15 protein-coding genes, 2 pseudogenes and 1 riboswitch are annotated in these 17930 nt (G+C 66.9%); of the genes and pseudogenes, 7 read left to right on the forward strand and 10 right to left on the reverse strand.

Annotation, left to right across the window (positions count from 1 at the left end):
- Positions 1-67: 67 nt before the first annotated feature.
- The 7 genes and pseudogenes from PKO50_RS25000 to PKO50_RS25030 form a co-directional block, all read right to left on the reverse strand.
- Positions 68-1344: pseudogene (locus tag PKO50_RS25000) on the reverse strand (HAMP domain-containing sensor histidine kinase).
- The gene (locus PKO50_RS25005) at positions 1334-2017 is read right to left on the reverse strand and encodes a response regulator transcription factor (RefSeq protein WP_089390679.1); all 684 of its coding nucleotides are present in this window, start codon (positions 2015-2017) and stop codon (positions 1334-1336) included. The pseudogene PKO50_RS25000 and the gene PKO50_RS25005 overlap by 11 nt, the downstream one beginning before the upstream one ends.
- A gap of 195 nt (positions 2018-2212) precedes the next feature.
- Positions 2213-2595, reverse strand: a pseudogene (crcB, locus tag PKO50_RS25010) (fluoride efflux transporter CrcB).
- 63 nt (positions 2596-2658) lie between these two features.
- Positions 2659-2721, reverse strand: a riboswitch (Fluoride riboswitch).
- A 75-nt stretch (positions 2722-2796) separates the two neighbouring features.
- Positions 2797-4437, reverse strand: coding sequence for a chaperonin GroEL (gene groL, locus PKO50_RS25015; protein ID WP_275627559.1), 1641 nt, complete (start codon positions 4435-4437; stop codon positions 2797-2799).
- A 48-nt stretch (positions 4438-4485) separates the two neighbouring features.
- Positions 4486-4779: a co-chaperone GroES gene (locus PKO50_RS25020; protein ID WP_207883833.1), complete on the reverse strand. Its 294-nt coding sequence runs from the start codon at positions 4777-4779 to the stop codon at positions 4486-4488.
- A 192-nt stretch (positions 4780-4971) separates the two neighbouring features.
- The gene (locus PKO50_RS25025) at positions 4972-5439 is read right to left on the reverse strand and encodes an FxsA family protein (protein ID WP_275627560.1); all 468 of its coding nucleotides are present in this window, start codon (positions 5437-5439) and stop codon (positions 4972-4974) included.
- Positions 5440-5503: 64 nt separating this feature from the next.
- On the reverse strand, positions 5504-6241 hold the full coding sequence (locus tag PKO50_RS25030) for a HugZ family protein (RefSeq protein WP_109934427.1): 738 nt from the start codon (positions 6239-6241) through the stop codon (positions 5504-5506).
- A 106-nt stretch (positions 6242-6347) separates the two neighbouring features.
- Here PKO50_RS25030 and PKO50_RS25035 point away from each other — a divergent pair, with 106 nt between their 5' ends.
- Positions 6348-7097 (forward strand): SDR family oxidoreductase, encoded by a 750-nt coding sequence (locus tag PKO50_RS25035; RefSeq protein ID WP_275627561.1) that lies wholly within the window; start codon positions 6348-6350, stop codon positions 7095-7097.
- A gap of 137 nt (positions 7098-7234) precedes the next feature.
- On the opposite strand, the gene PKO50_RS25040 is transcribed toward PKO50_RS25035, so the two are convergent.
- Positions 7235-8239 carry a DUF481 domain-containing protein gene (locus PKO50_RS25040; RefSeq protein WP_275627562.1) on the reverse strand — a complete coding sequence of 335 codons (1005 nt, stop codon included), beginning with the start codon at positions 8237-8239 and terminating at the stop codon, positions 7235-7237.
- Positions 8240-8419: 180 nt separating this feature from the next.
- Between PKO50_RS25040 and PKO50_RS25045 the strand changes: the two genes are divergently transcribed.
- Together PKO50_RS25045 and ampG are read left to right on the forward strand one after the other, a co-directional pair.
- Positions 8420-8803 (forward strand): MGMT family protein, encoded by a 384-nt coding sequence (locus PKO50_RS25045; protein WP_177412065.1) that lies wholly within the window; start codon positions 8420-8422, stop codon positions 8801-8803.
- A gap of 35 nt (positions 8804-8838) precedes the next feature.
- On the forward strand, positions 8839-10647 hold the full coding sequence (gene ampG / locus PKO50_RS25050) for an MFS transporter AmpG (RefSeq protein WP_275627563.1): 1809 nt from the start codon (positions 8839-8841) through the stop codon (positions 10645-10647).
- A 915-nt stretch (positions 10648-11562) separates the two neighbouring features.
- On the opposite strand, the gene PKO50_RS25055 is transcribed toward ampG, so the two are convergent.
- Both PKO50_RS25055 and PKO50_RS25060 read right to left on the reverse strand, forming a co-directional pair.
- Complete coding sequence (locus PKO50_RS25055; RefSeq protein ID WP_275627564.1) at positions 11563-12411, reverse strand: mechanosensitive ion channel domain-containing protein; 849 nt, start codon at positions 12409-12411, stop codon at positions 11563-11565.
- A gap of 118 nt (positions 12412-12529) precedes the next feature.
- On the reverse strand, positions 12530-13009 hold the full coding sequence (locus tag PKO50_RS25060; RefSeq protein WP_089390669.1) for a YajQ family cyclic di-GMP-binding protein: 480 nt from the start codon (positions 13007-13009) through the stop codon (positions 12530-12532).
- Between the two features lie 154 nt (positions 13010-13163).
- Here PKO50_RS25060 and PKO50_RS25065 point away from each other — a divergent pair, with 154 nt between their 5' ends.
- Genes PKO50_RS25065 through PKO50_RS25080 form a run of 4 tightly spaced genes read left to right on the forward strand, consistent with a single transcriptional unit; the run spans position 13164 to position 17760 of the window.
- A complete protein-coding gene (locus PKO50_RS25065) occupies positions 13164-14129 on the forward strand; it encodes a response regulator (protein WP_109932010.1) in 966 nt (321 codons plus the stop codon).
- Between the two features lie 37 nt (positions 14130-14166).
- Positions 14167-15081 (forward strand): putative 2-dehydropantoate 2-reductase, encoded by a 915-nt coding sequence (locus PKO50_RS25070; protein ID WP_109932012.1) that lies wholly within the window; start codon positions 14167-14169, stop codon positions 15079-15081.
- Positions 15082-15138: 57 nt separating this feature from the next.
- Positions 15139-17184 carry an ATP-binding protein gene (locus PKO50_RS25075; protein WP_109932939.1) on the forward strand — a complete coding sequence of 682 codons (2046 nt, stop codon included), beginning with the start codon at positions 15139-15141 and terminating at the stop codon, positions 17182-17184.
- A 3-nt stretch (positions 17185-17187) separates the two neighbouring features.
- Complete coding sequence (locus PKO50_RS25080) at positions 17188-17760, forward strand: cob(I)yrinic acid a,c-diamide adenosyltransferase (RefSeq protein ID WP_275627565.1); 573 nt, start codon at positions 17188-17190, stop codon at positions 17758-17760.
- The last annotated feature ends 170 nt before the right edge of the window (positions 17761-17930 follow it).

A 17930-nucleotide genomic window follows, 5' to 3' on the forward strand; every position in this document is an offset into this window, starting at 1 on the left:
GCTCATTTTTTATACGAAACTACGGGTGATTCTGTATCCATGCGGTCATGCGCATGTGAAAAATTCGTCAAGCCTCGCCGACCAGGCGGACCTCGAAACGGCAGCCGTGCGGCTGGGCCGGCGTCAGCTTGACCTCCCAGCCTTCCGCCGAGCAGATCCTCTTCACCAGCGAAAGGCCCAGGCCAAGGCCCTCGCCGCGCTGTTGCGGGCCGCGGACGAAGGGCTGGAACATGCGCTCGCGCTGCTCCTCGGGGATGCCTTGGCCACTGTCCTCGACGACGAAACCGCTGGCGGACAATTGCAAGCGGATGTGTCCTGCATCCGTGTAGTGCATGGCGTTGCGCAGCAGGTTGCTCATCACCGAGCGCAGGAAGGCCGCGTTGTATTGCTCCGGCGGCACCGCCTGTACCTCGTAGATCAGCTGCAGCCCCTTGGCCTCGATCGGCCCGCGCCATTGCCCGGCCAGGTCGTCGGCGATGCGCTGCAGGCCGGCCCGCGGGGCGATGTCCAGCTCCTTGGTGCGCGAGCGCGCCAGCATCAGGAAGGTCTGCACCAGGTCGCGCATTTCCTCGCTGGCGGTGGTGATCCGCGCCAGCTGGGTACGCGCCTTCGGGCTCAGGCCCGGTTCCTCGGCGAGCAGCTCGCTGCTGCTGGCGATCACCATCAGCGGCGTGCGCAGCTCATGGCTGACATCGCTGGTGAACAGTTTTTCCCGGGTCAGCACCTGGTGCAGTTGCCCGATGGCATAGTCGAACGCCGCCGCCAGCTCGCCGACCTCGTCGTGGGCGTAGTCCGGCGCCAGCGGCGGCGCCAGGTCCAGCAACTGGTCGCGGTGCCGCACCTGGCGCGCCAGGCGCACCACCGGCTCCATCACCTTGCGCGAGAGCAGCCAGCCGAGCAGGCCGGCCAGCGCCAGGCTGAGCACGTAGCCGGTCACCACGGCGGCGTACAGGACCTGCTCGCGCGCCTCGAAATCGCTCTGGTCCTGCAGCAGCACGTAGCGGCGGCCATCGGCGTCGCGCACCAGCGCATGGAACGACAGCTCGCCGTCGAACACCTCGTGGAAGCCCGACTCCAGGCGCTGCAGCGCCGGCGGCATGGCATAGACGCCGACGCCGTCGCTGACGAAGAAGCGCATGCCGGGGTCCAGCCGCGGGCCCCTGCCGCTGCGCAGGTCCTCGTTGATGATGCGGTCCAGCTCGCCCCCAGGTCACGGGAAATCAGGCGCTCCTCGACCACGTGCACCACGCCGACGATGCTCAGCGAAAACAGGCCGCCGACCAGCGCGGTCATGAACACGAAAGCAAAGACGATCCGGCGGGAAAGGCTCTGCCTATACTCCATTCGTTTCCTCCGCCAGGCGGTAGCCGACACCGTGGACGGTGTGCAGCAAGGGCATGGCGAAAGGCTTGTCGATCACCTGGCGCAGCTGGTGGACGTGGCTGCGCAGGCTGTCGCTGTCCGGGCAGTCGTCGCCCCAGACGGCTTCCTCGAGCACGTCGCGGCGCACCACGTGCGGGCTCTTCTGCATCAGCACCGCCAGCAGCTTGAGGCCGATGGGGTTGAGCTTGAGCGGCCTGCCGCCGCGGTTCACTTCCAGGGTATCGAGGTTGTAGCTCAGGTCCGCCACTTGCAGTTCTCGGCGGCCGCCGCCCTGGGTCCGGCGCAGCACCGCCTCGATGCGCGCGGCCAGCTCCGACAGGGCGAAGGGCTTGAGCAGGTAGTCGTCGGCGCCGGAACGGAAGCCCTGCAGGCGGTCGTCCAGTTGGTCGCGGGCGGTCAGCATGATCACCGGGGTGTCGCGCCGCGCGTCCTCGCGCAGGCGCCGGCACAGGGTGAAACCGTCCAGGCCGGGCAGCATCACGTCCAGGACGATCAGGTCGTAGTGCGCGGTCGCCGCCAGGTGCAGGCCGGACAAGCCGTCCTGCGCGCAGTCCACCGTGTAACCCTTGAGCCCCAGGTAATCCGCCATATTGGCCAGGATGTCCCGATTGTCTTCAACCAACAGAATCCGCATGTTCCTCTCCGCTTTGCAGGGCACCCTAGACTAGCTCGCTTAATTGGAACTTAAGCGTCTTTGACGTTTTTTTCACAACACCTCGGGCCGGCGGCGAGGCCGCGCCAGCCTTGGCGTGAAGGGAGCAGATACGAGGTGCTGCGAATGCGCGGGGGGCTTGCGTGCGGGGCTGCCATCCGGCGCCCCCGCGACGGCTCACTTGCCCATCAGCCAGTTGCCGGTGAACAGGCCGAGCAGGGTCATCGCCAGGGAACCGCTGACGTGCACGGCGATCGCCCCCATGGCCCAGGCCAGGCGGCCTTCCTGCAGCAGGGTGACGACCTCCGCGGAGAAGGTCGAGAAGGTGGTCAGGCCACCGCAGAAGCCGGTGATGATCAACAGCCGCCACTCCGGCGCTATGCCCTGGGCGCTGGCGAAGTAGGCGACGGCGAGGCCGATGATGTAGCCGCCGATCAGGTTGGCGGCCAGGGTGCCGGGGGGACGGTGGGCATCAGGCTGTTCAGCTTGAGGCCGAGGTACCAGCGCAGCAACGCGCCGATGGCGGCGCCGAGGGCGATGGCGAGAACGGGTTTCCACATGATCCTGTCCTTGAGGGGCTTTCGGACAGGCCGCAGGCGAACGCCTACGCGCCTGGTCCAGGTGAATGCGTAGGCATCATCAGCCACGGGGGCGGTTGAAGGAGGAATGCCATCTCCTGCGCGGCACATCTTGGCACAAAGCGCCGGAAACGAAAAAGCCCCGCCGAAGCGGGGCTCTTTCTCAGCCAGGGGCCGGGAGGCTTACATCATGCCGCCCATGCCACCCATGCCGCCCATGTCCGGCATGGCCGGAGCGGCCTTGTCGTCGACCACTTCGGCAACCATCGCCTCGGTGGTGACCATCAGGCCGCCGATGGAGGCAGCGGCCTGCAGCGCCGAACGGGTGACCTTGGCCGGATCGAGGATACCCATCTCGATCATGTCGCCGTAGACACCGGTAGCGGCGTTGTAGCCGTAGTTGCCCGAACCTTGCTTGACCTTGTCGACCACCACGCTCGGCTCGTCGCCGGAGTTGGCGACGATCTGGCGCAGCGGCGCTTCGACAGCGCGACGCAGCAGGGCGATACCGACGTTCTGGTCTTCGTTGTCACCCTTCAGGCCTTCGATGGCCTGCAGGGCACGCACCAGGGCGACGCCGCCGCCAGGAACCACGCCTTCTTCCACCGCGGCACGGGTAGCGTGCAGGGCGTCTTCGACGCGGGCTTTCTTCTCTTTCATCTCGACTTCGGTGGCAGCGCCGACCTTGATCACGGCAACACCCCCGGCCAGCTTGGCCAGGCGCTCTTGCAGCTTCTCGCGGTCGTAGTCGGAGGAAGTCTCTTCGACCTGCTTGCGGATCTGCAGGACGCGGGCTTCGATGTCGGCTTGGGCGCCGGCGCCATCGATGATGGTGGTGTTCTCTTTGCTCAGAACCACGCGCTTGGCGTTACCCAGGTGCTCCAGGGTGGCGCCTTCCAGGCTCAGGCCGACTTCTTCGGAGATGACGGTACCGCCGGTCAGGATGGCGATGTCCTGCAGCATGGCCTTGCGGCGGTCGCCGAAGCCCGGAGCCTTGACGGCCGCGACCTTGACGATGCCACGCATGTTGTTGACCACCAGGGTGGCCAGGGCTTCGCCTTCGACGTCTTCGGCGACGATCAGCAGCGGGCGGCCGGCCTTGGCGACAGCTTCCAGCACCGGCAGCATTTCGCGGATGTTGGAGATCTTCTTGTCGACCAGCAGCAGCAGCGGGCCTTCCAGCTCGGCAACCATGGTGTCCGGCTTGTTGATGAAGTAGGGCGACAGGTAGCCACGGTCGAACTGCATGCCTTCTACGACCGACAGTTCGTTTTCCAGGCCCGAGCCTTCTTCGACGGTGATCACGCCTTCTTTGCCGACCTTGTCCATGGCTTCGGCAATGATGTTGCCGATGGAGTCGTCGGAGTTGGCGGAGATGGTGCCGACCTGGGCGATGGCCTTGGTGTCGGCGCAGGGCTTGGCCTGCTCCTTGAGCTGGGCGACGATGGCGACGGTCGCCTTGTCGATGCCGCGCTTCAGGTCCATCGGGTTCATGCCGGCAGCGACGGCCTTCAGGCCTTCGTTGACGATGGCCTGGGCCAGGACGGTAGCGGTGGTGGTGCCGTCACCGGCAGCGTCGTTGGCCTTGGAGGCAACGTCTTTCACCAGTTGGGCGCCCATGTTCTCGAACTTGTCCTTGAGTTCGATTTCCTTGGCGACGGAAACGCCGTCCTTGGTGATGGTCGGAGCGCCGAAGCTCTTGTCCAGGATGACGTTACGGCCTTTCGGGCCGAGGGTGGCCTTGACGGCATCGGCCAGCACGTTTACGCCGACCAGCATTTTCTTGCGAGCGGAATCGCCGAACTTAACTTCTTTGGCAGCCATGTTCTGTTTCCTCGTAAATCGAATTCAGTGGGGGTTGGGGCGGACTGATCAGTCTTCCAGGACGGCGAGAATCTCGGACTCGCCCATCACCAGCAGCTCTTCGCCGTCGACCTTGATGGCGTTGCTGCCGGAGTACGGGCCGAACACCACCTTGTCACCCACTTTCACTGCCAGAGCGCGAACTTCGCCGCTGTCCAGCACGCGGCCGGTACCGACGGCGACGACTTCGCCACGGTTCGGTTTCTCGGCGGCGGAACCCGGCAGCACGATGCCGCCTGCGGTCTTGGTTTCTTCCTCGCTGCGACGAATGACGACGCGGTCATGCAGAGGACGAAGCTTCATAGTCGTAACTCTCCCAAACAGTGGTTTCCAACGGCCGGATCGATGTCCGGCAGGTTTTGTTGAAGCCGGCTTCGCCGGTTTGCGGCCCGACGGGCGAGCCGCGTAAGACAGCCTGTCCGAATGACAGGGACCTTGCGGTGCCTGCTACATGAGGTCGTCGTGGGGCATTTCAAGGCCGTGGGGAAAAAAATTTCAGCGCAGGCGATCGTTGTCGCGGCGTTCGAACTCGCCCTCGATCACGTTCGGCCCTTGCGGGCCGCGCGATTGCGCCGACGGGTCGCCGGCGAAGGCGCGGCGGCGCTCCTCCTGCTCGCGCATGCGCCGGCGCAGCCCGCCCAGCAGCAGGCTGCGGGTGAACGGCAGCAGGCAGAGCAGGCCGAGGATGTCGCTGATGAAACCCGGCAGCATCAGCAAGGCACCGCCGACCGCGATCAGCAGGCCCTCGAGCATTTCCTGCTCGGGCACCTCGCCGCGGGACAGGCGCTCGCGGGCGCGCCACAGGGTGGCCAGGCCGGCCACGCGCAGCAGCGCCGCGCCGAGGAAGGCGCTGGCGACCAGCAACAGCAGGGTCCAGCCCACGCCGATGACGCTGCCGACCTTGATCAGTACGGCCAGTTCGATCAGCGGGAAGAGCAGCAGGAAGAACAGGGTGACTCGCATTTCAGGGGTCCTTGGCGGGGCGTCGGCCCGGATATTCCGTAGTTGGCGCCGACACCCGCCTATTTCAAGCCTGGATCACCTCGTTGCCCGGCCAGGCCTGCGCCCGCGCCAGTTGCACCAGCGCCTGGCGCACCTCGCCAGGGTTGGCACAGGGCGCCGGGAACGGCAGCCAGTGGAGGATGGAGCCGACGCGCAGGTGGAAACCTTCTGTATCGATTCCCACCAGTTCCGGGGCCTCGCCCACCGGCAGGCCGGCCAGTTCCAGGTAGTGCACGATGGCATTGGCGTGGTCCTGGTTCATGTGCCCGGCCATGCCCTGCTCCACCTCGCCGGCGAAGGGGTTGGCCAGCGGCACGCTGTCGGCGCCCAGCCAGTGGATGTCGCCGAAACCGCCGATGAAGCGCCACTGCACCGGCTGCAGCACCCAGAAATCGAAGTCGTGGGCCTTGTGGTAGTCGCGCGAGCCGGGGAAGTAGGCGTAGTAGCGCTGCGCCGCGGCCTCGATCTCCTCGACGTCCTCCAGCGGACGGGCCTCGGCCAGCAGGGTCAGGCGGCCGGCGGCCTGGATGTCGTCGGCGCCACGTTCGCCCACCAGCAGCGAGCACTTGGCGTCGGCCTGCAGGTTGTGGGTGTGCTGGGCGATCCGGCTGATCAGGATCAGCGGCCGGCCGGCGCCATCCAGGCAGTATGGGACCACCGAGCCGAAGGGGTAGCCCGGCCACTTCTTCGACTGGGTGGAAAGCACTGCGCGGTATTCCTTGAGCAGCAATTCTCGGGCATTCTTGGCAGCTTTCACGCTCACCTTATGACTCCTCGCTAAGAATCCGTCGCAAACGGACGGGCACAGAAAATTCGTTCACCGTTGCCGGCGAGGCCATTCACCAGACATTGCCGTGGGGATTCCAACCATGCAATTGCAAGACAAGGTCATCATCATCACCGGCGGCGGCCAGGGCCTGGGCCGCGCCATGGGCGAGTTCCTCGCCGCCAAGGGAGCGAAACTGGCGCTGGTCGACCTGAACCAGGAGAAACTGGACGAGGCGGTCGCCGCCTGCAAGGCCGCCGGCGGCGACGCCCGCGCCTACCTGTGCAACGTGGCCAACGAGGAACAGGTTAGCCACATGGTGGCCCAGGTGGCCAGCGACTTCGGCGCCATCAACGGCCTGGTGAACAACGCCGGCATCCTGCGCGACGGCCTGACCATCAAGGTCAAGGACGGCCAGCTGAGCAAGATGAGCCTGGCCCAGTGGCAGGCGGTGATCGACGTCAACCTGACCGGCGTGTTCCTCTGCACCCGCGAAGTGGCGGCGAAGATGATCGAGCTGGACAACCAGGGCGCGATCGTCAATATCTCCTCCATCTCCCGCGCCGGCAACATGGGCCAGGCCAACTACTCCGCGGCCAAGGCCGGCGTCGCCGCCGACACCGTGGTCTGGGCCAAGGAACTGGCGCGCTACGGCATCCGCGTGGCCGGCGTGGCGCCGGGCTTCATCGAGACCGACATGGTCGCCAGCATGAAGCCCGAGGCCCTGGAGAAAATGACCGCCGGCATCCCGCTCAAGCGCCTGGGCCGCCCGGACGAGATCGCCCACTCGGTGGCCTACATCCTCGAGAACGACTACTACACCGGCCGCGTGCTGGAGCTGGATGGGGGCTGAGGCTGTAAAGCGGCGACAGGCTTCAGGCGGCAGGCTGCAGGCAGGAGCGAAGAGCCGAATCGCTACGCTCTTCGCCTGTAGCCTGTAGCCTGTAGCCTGTAGCCTGTAGCCTGTAGCCTGCCGCCTGTAGCCCTCTCTTACCAACCCACCCCGATCCCCAGCGTATAGCGCCGCTGGTTCACACCGCCGTCCTCGGCGCTCAGGCGGTCCCACTCGCCCTTCAGGCTCAGCGCCGCCCAGGAGGTCAGCTTGTAGCGGATGCCCGCCTCGCTCTCCACCTCGTAGTCCACCTTCGACGACAGCGGCTTGCCCACCTCGCCGTTGGTGAAGATCTCGAACTGCTTGGCCAGCAGGTAGCGGTTGTAGTCCCACTTCACGCTCGCCGAGTAGAAATGATCCTTCTCGCCGCCCACGAAGTCGTAGTCGTTGCGGTTGACCAGGGTGGCCAGGGAGAAGGCGCCCAGCTCGTTGTCCCAGAACTGGTAGCCGGGGCCGGTACCGACGGTGCGCTTCTTCTCCAGGTCCTCGACCCAGTCGCGCTTGTATTCCACCTTGCCCTGCCAGAACCAGTGCTCGTCCAGGAAGCGGTCCAGGGCGTACTCGGCGGAGTAATTGTTGACGCTGACCGAGTCGTCCTTCTTCTCGCGGTTGTACTCGCCCTGCAGGTTGTGCCGCCACATGCCGTGGCGGGCGTTGGTCTTGAAGTCGACGTCGTAGTCCTCGACGTCGTTCTCGGCCATGCTGTGGTCGACGGAGAAGTCCACCTGGCCCTTCCACACCCAGTCCTGCAACAGCGGACGCGGCGGCACTATCTGCTCGATGCTGGCCAGGGGCACCGTTTCCTCGGCGCCGTTGACCAGGGTGACCTTGCCCGGCTCGGCGGCCTTCAGGCCCTTGGAATGCTCGCCGGTAGCGTCCTCGTCGTGCTTGACCAGCAGGTTCTGCTCGGTTTGCAGGGTGGAGATCTTGTCGCCGGTCAGGGTGACCTCGCCGGCGTAGTCGGTGGCCAGCACCAGGCGGCCCCCGTCGTAGAGCTTGATCTTGCCGGTCAGCCGGTCACCGTTCTTCAACCAGACGGTATCGGCCAGGGAGGTCAGCGGAGCGGCGGCGACGGCAAGGCACAGCAGGGTTCTCGACAGCATGAGTGGCATTCAATTCGGACGGCTGGAACAAAAGCCGGGCATTATCCGCACACCCGACACCAGAGCAACGACTGACCGGCCCCCATGCGGGGAGTTCAACTGGATGGATGAAGGGCACCTCCTGCATCATGGCGGCTCTATGCTGTCGACCAGGCCCCACTGCCAGTGGAAAACCGCCCCATGCCCTCGAGAAAACCGCCCGCGCCCCTTCCGGAAAACACCGCAGACCTGGGCCTGGAAAGCCTGCAGGTACGCCGCGAGGCCATCTACCTGGCCTTGTCGCAGGTACCCGAAGGCTACGTGGTGAGCTACGGCGAGCTGGCCCGCATGGCCGGCCTGGGCCGCTCGGCGCGCCTGGTGGGCCGGGTGCTCAGCCAGTTGCCGGAGGGCTCGCGCCTGCCCTGGCACCGAGTGATCGCCGCCGGCGGGCGCATCAGCCTGCCGCTGGGCAGCCCGGGTGGCGACGAACAGCGGGCACGATTGCGCGCCGAGGGAGTCCGAATCCACAACGATCGGGTGGACATACGTCGGCACGGCTGGCTTCACGGCGGGCTCTGCGAGTAGAGTTCGCGTAATTTTTTGCGTGCTGGAAACCTTTCATGAAGAAGCACTCCTGGCGAGAGGCACTGGTTGCCTACAAGTCTCCCGCCAGTCTCGCGCTTTTGCTGCTCGGCTTCGCCGCCGGGCTGCCGACGATGCTGGTCTTCACCACCCTCTCGGTGTGGCTGCGGGAAGCCGGCGTGGCGCGGGAAACCATCGGCTTCGCCAGTTGGCTGGGGCTGGTCTACGCGTTCAAGTGGGTGTGGTCGCCGATGCTCGACCAGTGGCGCCTGCCCATCGTCGGCCGGCTCGGCCGGCGCCGCTCCTGGCTGGTGTTCTCCCAGGCGCTGATCGCCATCGGCCTGCTCGGCATGGCCCTGTGCAACCCGCAGAGCCACCTGCCCTGGCTGATCGGCCTGGCCCTGGTGGTGGCCTTCGCCTCGGCCACCCAGGACATCGCCATCGACGCCTACCGCCTGGAGATCGCCGAGAACACCCGCCAGGCCGCCCTGGCCGCCTGCTACATGACCGGCTACCGCGGCGCCGTGCTGCTGGCCAGCGCCGGCGCGCTGTTCCTCGCCGAGTGGCTGGGCTCCAGCAGCCTGCACTACAGCCAGACGGCCTGGGGCCTGACCTACGCGCTGTTCGCCCTGCTGATCCTGCCCGGCCTGATCACCAGCCTGCTGATCCGCGAGCCCGACGTGAACGTCCAGCCGCAGGCGGTGGGCAACTCCGCCTACGCCTTCAACCACCAGTTGCTCTCGGTGCTGCAACTGCTGGTGCTGCTGATCTCGGTGCCGGCCATGCTCACCGCGCTGACCAACCAGGCCTGGCCGCGGGCGGGGCTCTACGCCCTGTTCATCGTCCTCTGCCTGAGCCCGCGCGGGCGCAAGCAGATCCGCCCGGTGCGCGAGCTGCTCTCGCGGGTGCGCCGGCCATTGCTGGTCGCCGCCCACGGCAAGGGCGTGCCGCAGTTCGACTTCGTCCACCAGGCGGTATCGGTGATAGTGCTGATCATCCTGCTGGTGACCGGCACCGCCATGACCAACTCCGCGGGCGCCGGCAAATGGTGGCTGGCGAGCCTCTACCTGCTGATCGCCCTGAGCTGCCTGTCGGCCCCCGGCCGCCTGCTGATGGCGCCGGTGCTCACGCCCATCACCGAGTTCATCCGCCGCTACCGCTGGCAGGCGCTGCTGCTGCTCGGGCTGATCTCCACCTACCGGCTCTCCGACACCGTGATGGGCGTGATGGCCGGGGTGTTCTACATCGACATGGGCTTCTCCAAGGAAGTGATCGCCACCGTCAGCAAGCTGTTCGGCGTCATCATGACCCTGGTCGGCGCGGCGGCCGGCGGCCTGCTCATCGCCCGCTTCAGCATCCTGCCGATCCTGTTCCTCGCCGGCGCCGCCTCGGCCGGCACCAACCTGCTGTTCGCCATGCTGGCGCACATGGGGCCAATCACCGACCCGAGCGTGATCGGCGAGGACGTCTTCACCCTGCTGCGCGAGTTCGAGCCCCACGTCAGCATGTTCGTGCTGACCATCATGCTCGACAACTTCAGCGGCGGCCTGGCCGCCTCGGCCTTCGTCGCCTACCTGTCGAGCCTGACCAACCTGAAGTTCTCCGCCACCCAGTACGCCATGCTCAGCTCCACCATGCTGCTGCTGCCGCGTTTCATCGGCGGCTATTCGGGCAAGATGGTCGAGCACATGGGCTACGAGCACTTCTTCTTCGTCACCGCCGTGCTCGGCATCCCCACCCTGCTGCTGATCGGCTGGCTGTGGCTGCGCCGCGACAAAGGCATGCCCGACGGCGTGCCGCGCGAACCGGAAGAGCCGGTAGCGCCCCCGCGCAGCGCAGGTTCGTAGGGCGCATAACGCCTACGGCGTTATCCGCCGAATCGCGGACGGAGTCCGCTCCTACGACCGCCCCCCCTGTAGGAGCGGACTCCGTCCGCGATTGGACTCACCGGCCACGCAGGACATCCCGGTGGCACGGATGGCGGCGAACGGTTATCCGCCCTACACGGCGCAGAAACGAAAAAGGCCGGCTATATGCCGTAATGCTGTTCACTTAAGCGATGGGTGGTGGTTCAGCGAAGGTGTTCCAGCCTGGCTCCGCTCCCTCACCCCAGCCCTCTCCCGGAGGGAGAGGGGGCTGTCCTGAGTCGCCGGAAAATCCTGAGTCATCCTGAAACGCCCAACCCCACCCTGTCATTCCCGCGAACGCGGGAATCCAAGGTTCGCGAGCAAGCTCGCTCCTACGAAGAGCAAAAGCGCTTTTGCTCTGGCGTTTGGGATTTCCAGAGAAACAACCGAGCGCACCGGAACGCCCCTTCAGAAGGCCGAGCGAAACCGGCGCTCAGGAGGTCATGCGACATGGATGTCGCGAGAGCCCCGATCAGTACAGGGACGTGCTGTCGGGGCGGGCCTCCGTGGCGGGGGAGTTCGTGAGGGTAGCCCGGCTCCATCGGGCCCGTATGTCGGGGCAAGCCTTTTTGGTTCCTTTTGTGGCGACTGACAAAAGGGACTCGCCCGAGGGGCGAAACAAGAAACATCCGAACACTCGGAGCGGCGCGCTACACCCAAACCCGACGTCATTGGGTTCCCCGCGTTCGCGGGAATGGCGGGGGTGAGGATCGGAGCGAGGGATCAGGATTTGCAAGCGAATCCACAGCCCCTCCCATATGAAAAATGCCGTTTCCCCCAGCCAGAGAAACGGCATTCTCTCTCTTAAGTGAACAGCATTACGGCTATATGCCGGCCTTTTTCATGGGCTCGCCCTCACTCGGCGAAGGCTTCCTCCTCGGCCCCCCTGACCACCCGCACCACCCGGCTCGGCAGCGCCAGGTCGATACCGCGGTCGCGCAGGCACAGGCGCACCTGCTCGTTGAGCATGAAGGTCACCGCGCCGAAATCGGCATTGGCGGTCCACAGGCGCAGCGACAGGGTCACCGAGTTCTCGCCCAGGGCCGAGACCACCACCACCGGCGCGGGGGTCTTGAGCACGCGCGGGTCCTGGGCCAGCTCCAGGAGAATGCCGCGGGCCGCGTCCAGGTCGGCGTCGAAGGCCAGCTTGATGTCGAAGATCACCTGGCGCGTGGCCTGGCTCGAGACGTTGGTGATGATGCCGTTGGACAGCGCGCCGTTGGGCATGATGACCGTGCGGTTGTCACCGGTGCGCAGCACGGTGTGGAAGATCTGGATGCTGTCCACGGTGCCGGCGACGCCCTGCGCCTCGATGGCATCGCCGACCTTGAACGGGCGGAACAGCAGGATCAGCACCCCACCGGCGAAGTTCGACAGGCTGCCCTGCAGGGCCAGGCCGATGGCCAGGCCGGCGGCGCCGATGGCGGCGACGAAGCTGGTGGTCTGGATGCCGATCATCGAGGCCACGCTGACCACCAGGAGGATCTTCAGCACGATGTTGACCAGGCTGCCGATGAAGCCCTGGAGGGTCTTGTCCACCCGCTGGCTGGCCAGCAGCCCGCCCACCCGGCGGGTCAGCAGGTTGATCAGCCACCAGCCGACCAGCAGGGTGATCAGCGCCAGCACGGCGTTGCCCAGGTAACTCAGCACCAGCGGCGTCCAGGCCTCAGCGCTCCGTACTATCTGGTCGTAGTTCATGTCCATGGAATGGGGCCCCCTTGGTTTCGATCCGTAGAAATGCGATCGCCATGGCGAACCATGGCGATCGGTGTTCGCCGAGCGGCACTCTAATTGCGACGCCGCCCGGTCGACGAGGTTCCGCTCAATCGCGGAAGTTGTTGAACTGCAGCGGCATGCCCAGGGATTCGCTGCGCAGCAGGGCGATCACTTCCTGCAGGTCGTCGCGCTTCTTGCCGGTGACGCGCACCTGCTCGCCCTGGATGGCGGCCTGGACCTTCATCTTGCGGTCCTTGATCAGGCCGACGATCTTCTTCGCCAGGTCCTTGTCGATGCCCTCGCGGAAGTCCACTTCCTGCTTGACCACCTTGCCCGAGGGGTAGGCGTCCTTGAGCTCCATGCACTGGATGTCGATCTTGCGCTTGATCAGGTTGCTGCGCAGGATGTCGAGCATCTGCTCCAGCATGAAATCGGCCTCGGCGGTCAGGGTAACCGACTTGTCCTTGGGCTCGAAGCTGCACTTGCCCTTGAGGTCGAAACGGCGATCGAGCTCCTTGCCGGCGTTGTCCAGGGCGTTGGTCAGTTCGTGCTTGTCCAGTTCGGACACCACGTCGAACGAAGGCATGTCATCTCTCCAGATGGACGGCGCGACCCGGTTCACAGTCGGGCATGCGCCTGGCTTGACGGTAAAAATGCGCGCTCATTATAACTGAGCCACAAGCGCGCGCCCGGCCAAGAACCGGCGAACTCCCCCCCGCCTCCTCCGAGTCCCCTGCCCCATGCCAACCAACCATCTGAGCATCCTGGTGGTCGATGACGCGAAATTCTCCAGCGCCATGATCGGCCGGGCACTGAGCCAGGCCGGCTACCAGAACGTGCGCTTCGCCAGCAGCGCCAGCGAAGCCCTGCAACTGCTGGAACGGGAACCGGTGAGCGTGCTCCTGGCCGACTGGCTGATGCCGGAGATGGACGGCCTGGAGCTCACCGCGCGGGTACGCCAGCTGGACGAGAGCGGCGACCACTACACCTACATCATGCTGCTCACCGGCAAGGAGGGCGACAACGCCCTGGCCGAAGCCTTCGACCGCGGCGTGGACGACTTCGTCAGCAAGGCGGCGATGAGCGAACAGCTGGTGCCACGGGTGCTGGCCGCCGACCGCCTGTGCAACACCCTGCAGCGCCTGCTGGTGGAAAACCGCCTGCTCACCGAGAACATCAACCGCCTGGAGGAACGCAACCTGGTGGACGCCGCCACCGGCCTGGGCAACCTGCGCTACCTGCGGCAGAAGCTCGCCGACAGCATCCGCCAGGTGGAGTCCCGCGGCGGCGCGGTGTGCTACCTGCTGATCGGCATCCCCGCCCTGCTGGAGCAGGACGGCCAGCACTTCCCCGGCTTCCACCAGGAGCTGCTGCACGGCATCGGCCGGCGCCTGCAGCAACTGGTGCGGCCGCTGGACGTGCTGGCGCGCATCGACGAGCAGCACTTCGGCCTCATCACCCTGATCGACGACCTCCAGGAATGCTCGCCGAGCAGCTTCCGCCGCCTGCACGAGGGCCTCAACCTCAAGGCCTTCAAGACCAGCCGCGGCTTCGTCACCCTCAAGGCCGGCATCGGCCTGGTGGGGCTGGACGCCAAGTCCCTGCCGCTGCAGGCCGAGGCCGTGCTGGAACAGGCCCGCCAGCTGCTGCCCGACGCCTACGCCAGCGGACGGATCAACGCCAGCCGGCTGCCCGGGGTGCGCTAGACTTCGCAGTACGCCCATCGACCCGCGAAGCCCCACCATGAACTGGACCATCCTCGGCGCCGGCAGCCTCGGCAGCCTCTGGGCCGCCCGCCTGGCCCGTGCCGGCCTTCCCGTGCAGCTGCTGCTGCGTGACCGCCAGCGCCTGGCGGCGTACCGCGCCCGCGGTGGCGTCAGCCTGTGCGAGGACGGCCGCGAGAGCCTCTACCCGATCCCGGCGGAAACCGCCGGCCAGCTGAACGCCCCGATCCAGCGCCTGCTCCTGGCCAGCAAGGCCTACGACGCCGAGGAGGCCGCCGCCAGCGTGGCCGCGCACCTGGCCCCCGGCGCCGAGATCATCCTCCTGCAGAACGGCCTGGGCAGCCAGCAGGCGGTGGCCGCGCACCTGCCGCGGGCACGTTGCCTGTACGCCTCCAGCACCGAAGGGGCGTTCCGCGACGGCGACTTCCGCGTGGTCTTCGCCGGCCGCGGGCAGACCTGGCTCGGCGACGAGCGCGGCGGCCCGGCACCAGCCTGGCTGGCCGAGCTGGCCAGCGCCGGGATTCCCGCGCAATGGAGCGACGACATCCTCGAACGGCTGTGGCGCAAGCTGGCGCTGAACTGCGCGATCAACCCGCTGACCGTGCTCCACCACTGCCGCAATGGCGAGCTGGCCGGCCATGCCGAGCAGGTCGCCGGCCTGTGCGACGAACTCGGCCAGTTGCTCCATGCCTGCGGCTACGACGCCGCGGCGCGGGAGCTGCAGGGCGAAGTGGAACGGGTGATCGCCGCCACCGCGGCCAACTACTCCTCCATGTACCAGGACGTGGCCAGCGGCCGCCGCACCGAGGTCGCCTACCTGCTCGGCCATGCCTGCGCCGAAGGCCGCCGCCGCGGCCTGCCGCTGCCCGGGCTGAACGCCCTGCACCAGCGCCTGCGCGACGCGCTGCGCCAACGCGGATTGCCCGAGGCCTGAACGGCGGGCTAACCTGCCCGCCTCGCCTTCGATCGCCGAGCCCCTATGCCGTCCTTCATCAACCTGCGTCAGCGCCTGGAAAACCTGCCGGTCGGCCAGAAGATCCTCGCCGCCCTGCTGGTGCTGCTGGCCACCGTGTTGCTGGCGGCCAACCTGGCGTTCATCAGCGCAGCCTACTGGATCTCCCAGGACAGCGTGGCGCCCCAGGCCCTGCAGACCATCGGCCGGCTGATCGCCAACCCGGCGCTCAGCTACCCGGCGCTGAGTTCCCCGGAGCAGGCCGACACCCTGCTGCACCAGCTCGACGACTACCAGCCGCTGCGCGCCGCGGCGCTCTACGACGCCAACGGCACGCGCATCGCCCAGTCGCCCCGGGAAGGCTCGCTGCCCAGGCACCTGGAAGACCTGGAGCGCTGGCGCGCCCGCGAATACCGCCTCAACGCCCTGTTCGAGCTGCCGCAACCCGGCGGGCGCAACGGCTACCTGCTGCTGGTGGCCAGCAGCGAGCTGCCCGGCGCCTTCTATACCGGCACCCTGACCGCCAGCCTGGCGATCCTGGCGGTGAGCGTGCTGCTGTGGATGCTCATCGCCCGGCAGATCCGCCGCCTGATCACCCGGCCGATCCGCAGCCTGGAGGAACTGTCGCGCCAGGTCACCCGCGAGGAGAACTACTCGCTGCGCGCCGAACGCGGCAACGCCGACGAGATCGGCCGCCTGTCCGACGCCTTCAACACCATGCTGACCCGCATCGAGGCCCGCGAGCAGCAGCTCAAGCGCGCCCGCGACGACGCCCAGGACGCCATGGCCCAGGCCCAGGACCTGGCCGAGGAAACCCGCCGCTCGAACCGCAAGCTGGAACTGGAAGTCCAGGTGCGCAGCAAGATCGAGAAGAAGCTCACCGGCTTCCAGCACTACCTCAACAGCATCATCGACTCCATGCCCTCGGCCCTGATCGCGGTGGACGAGCAGCTCTACGTCACCCAGTGGAACCAGGAGGCCAGCCGGCTCTCCGGCACCAGCCTGGACGACGCGGTGAACCAGCCGGTGTTCCTCGCCTTCCCCTCGCTCAAGCCCTTCCTGCTGCAGCTCACCCGCGCCGCCGAGCAGCACAAGGTGGAGCGCGTCGAGCGCGTCACCTGGGCCTTGATCGACTCGCCGCGGCACTATGCCCTGACCTTCTACCCGCTGATGGGCGGCACCGGCCGCGGCGCGGTGATCCGCATCGACGACATCACCGAGCGCCTGGGCATGGAGGAGCTGATGGTGCAGTCGGAGAAGATGCTCTCGGTGGGCGGCCTGGCCGCCGGCATGGCCCACGAGATCAACAACCCGCTGGGGGCCATCCTGCACAACGTGCAGAACATCCGCCGGCGGCTGTCGCCGGAGCTGCCGAAGAACCTGGAGGTGGCCGCCGAGGTGGGCATCGCCCTGGACGACCTCAACCACTACCTGGAGGCGCGGGAGATTCCCAGGCTGATGGACGGCATCCAGTACGCCGGCTCGCGCGCGGCCAAGATCGTCACCCACATGCTCGCCTTCAGCCGCCGCAGCCACCGGCAGATGGCGCCCTGCGAGCTGCCATCGCTGATCGAGCAGGCGGTGGAGATCGCCGGCAACGACTTCGACCTGGCCGGCGGCTTCGACTTCAAGTCGCTGGAGATCGTCCACGAGTTCGACCCGCGCCTGGGCCCGGTGCCGGTGATCGCCAACGAGTTCGAGCAGGTGCTGCTCAACCTGCTGAAGAACGCCGCCCAGGCCATCCACCTGCGCGACGACGAGGAGGAAGGCGAACAGGGCCGGATCATCCTGCGCACCCGGCTGAACCCGCCGTGGGCGGAGGTACAGGTGCAGGACAACGGCTGCGGCATGCCGGAGACGGTGCGCAAGCGCATCTTCGAGCCCTTCTTCACCACCAAGGAAGTGGGCCAGGGCACCGGCCTGGGCCTGTCGGTGTCCTATTTCATCATCACCAACAACCACAAGGGGCAGATGGAAGTGCAGTCGGAACTCGGCCAGGGCACCTGCTTCACCCTGCGCCTGCCGCTGGGCGACGAGCCCGTGGCGCCGGTGGCGCTGCCGCCCCCGCAGAACAAGGAGCTCTGAGGCATGGGCTACCGCCTGTCGAAGATCTACACCCGCACCGGCGACGCCGGCGAAACCGGCCTGGCCGATGGTAGCCGGGTGCCCAAGCACCACCCGCGCATCGAGGCCATCGGTTGCGTGGACGAACTGAACAGCCAGTTGGGACTGCTGCTGGCCGACCTGCAGGAAGCCCACAGCGCCGCGCTGGACCAGCTGCTGACGGTGCTGGCGCCGGTGCAGCACCGCCTGTTCGACCTCGGTGGCGAACTGGCGATGCCGGAATACCGGGCCCTGGACGACCACGAGGTGGCCCGCCTGGAGCAGGCCATCGATGCCTGGAACGAGGAGCTGGAACCGCTGAAGGACTTCATCCTCCCCGGCGGCTCCCGCCTGGTGGCGCAGATCCACGTGTGCCGCGCCCTCGCGCGCAAGGCCGAGCGCCGCTGCCAGCAGCTCAACGCCGAGGAGCCGCTGCAGGGCGCGGGGCTGCGCTACCTGAACCGGCTGTCGGACCTGCTGTTCGTCGCCGCGCGCATCGCCGCCAAGCGCCAGGGCGTTGCCGAGGTGTTGTGGAAGGCGGCGGAAAAACCCGCCTGAACCCTCCCGGCCCACCGTAGGGCGCATAACGCCTATGGCGTTATCCGCCATCGCCGTCGGGCACCGAGGCTCCGGCCGGCGGCGGATAACCGCGAACGGTTATTCGCCCTACGCTCCTGAAACACCATGCCTCCTGCAATGGGAATGGCGTGGGAGCGGTTGTAGGAGCG

Origin of the sequence: Pseudomonas sp. 273 (assembly GCF_029201425.1) — a bacterium.
GTDB lineage: Bacteria > Pseudomonadota > Gammaproteobacteria > Pseudomonadales > Pseudomonadaceae > Pseudomonas > Pseudomonas delhiensis.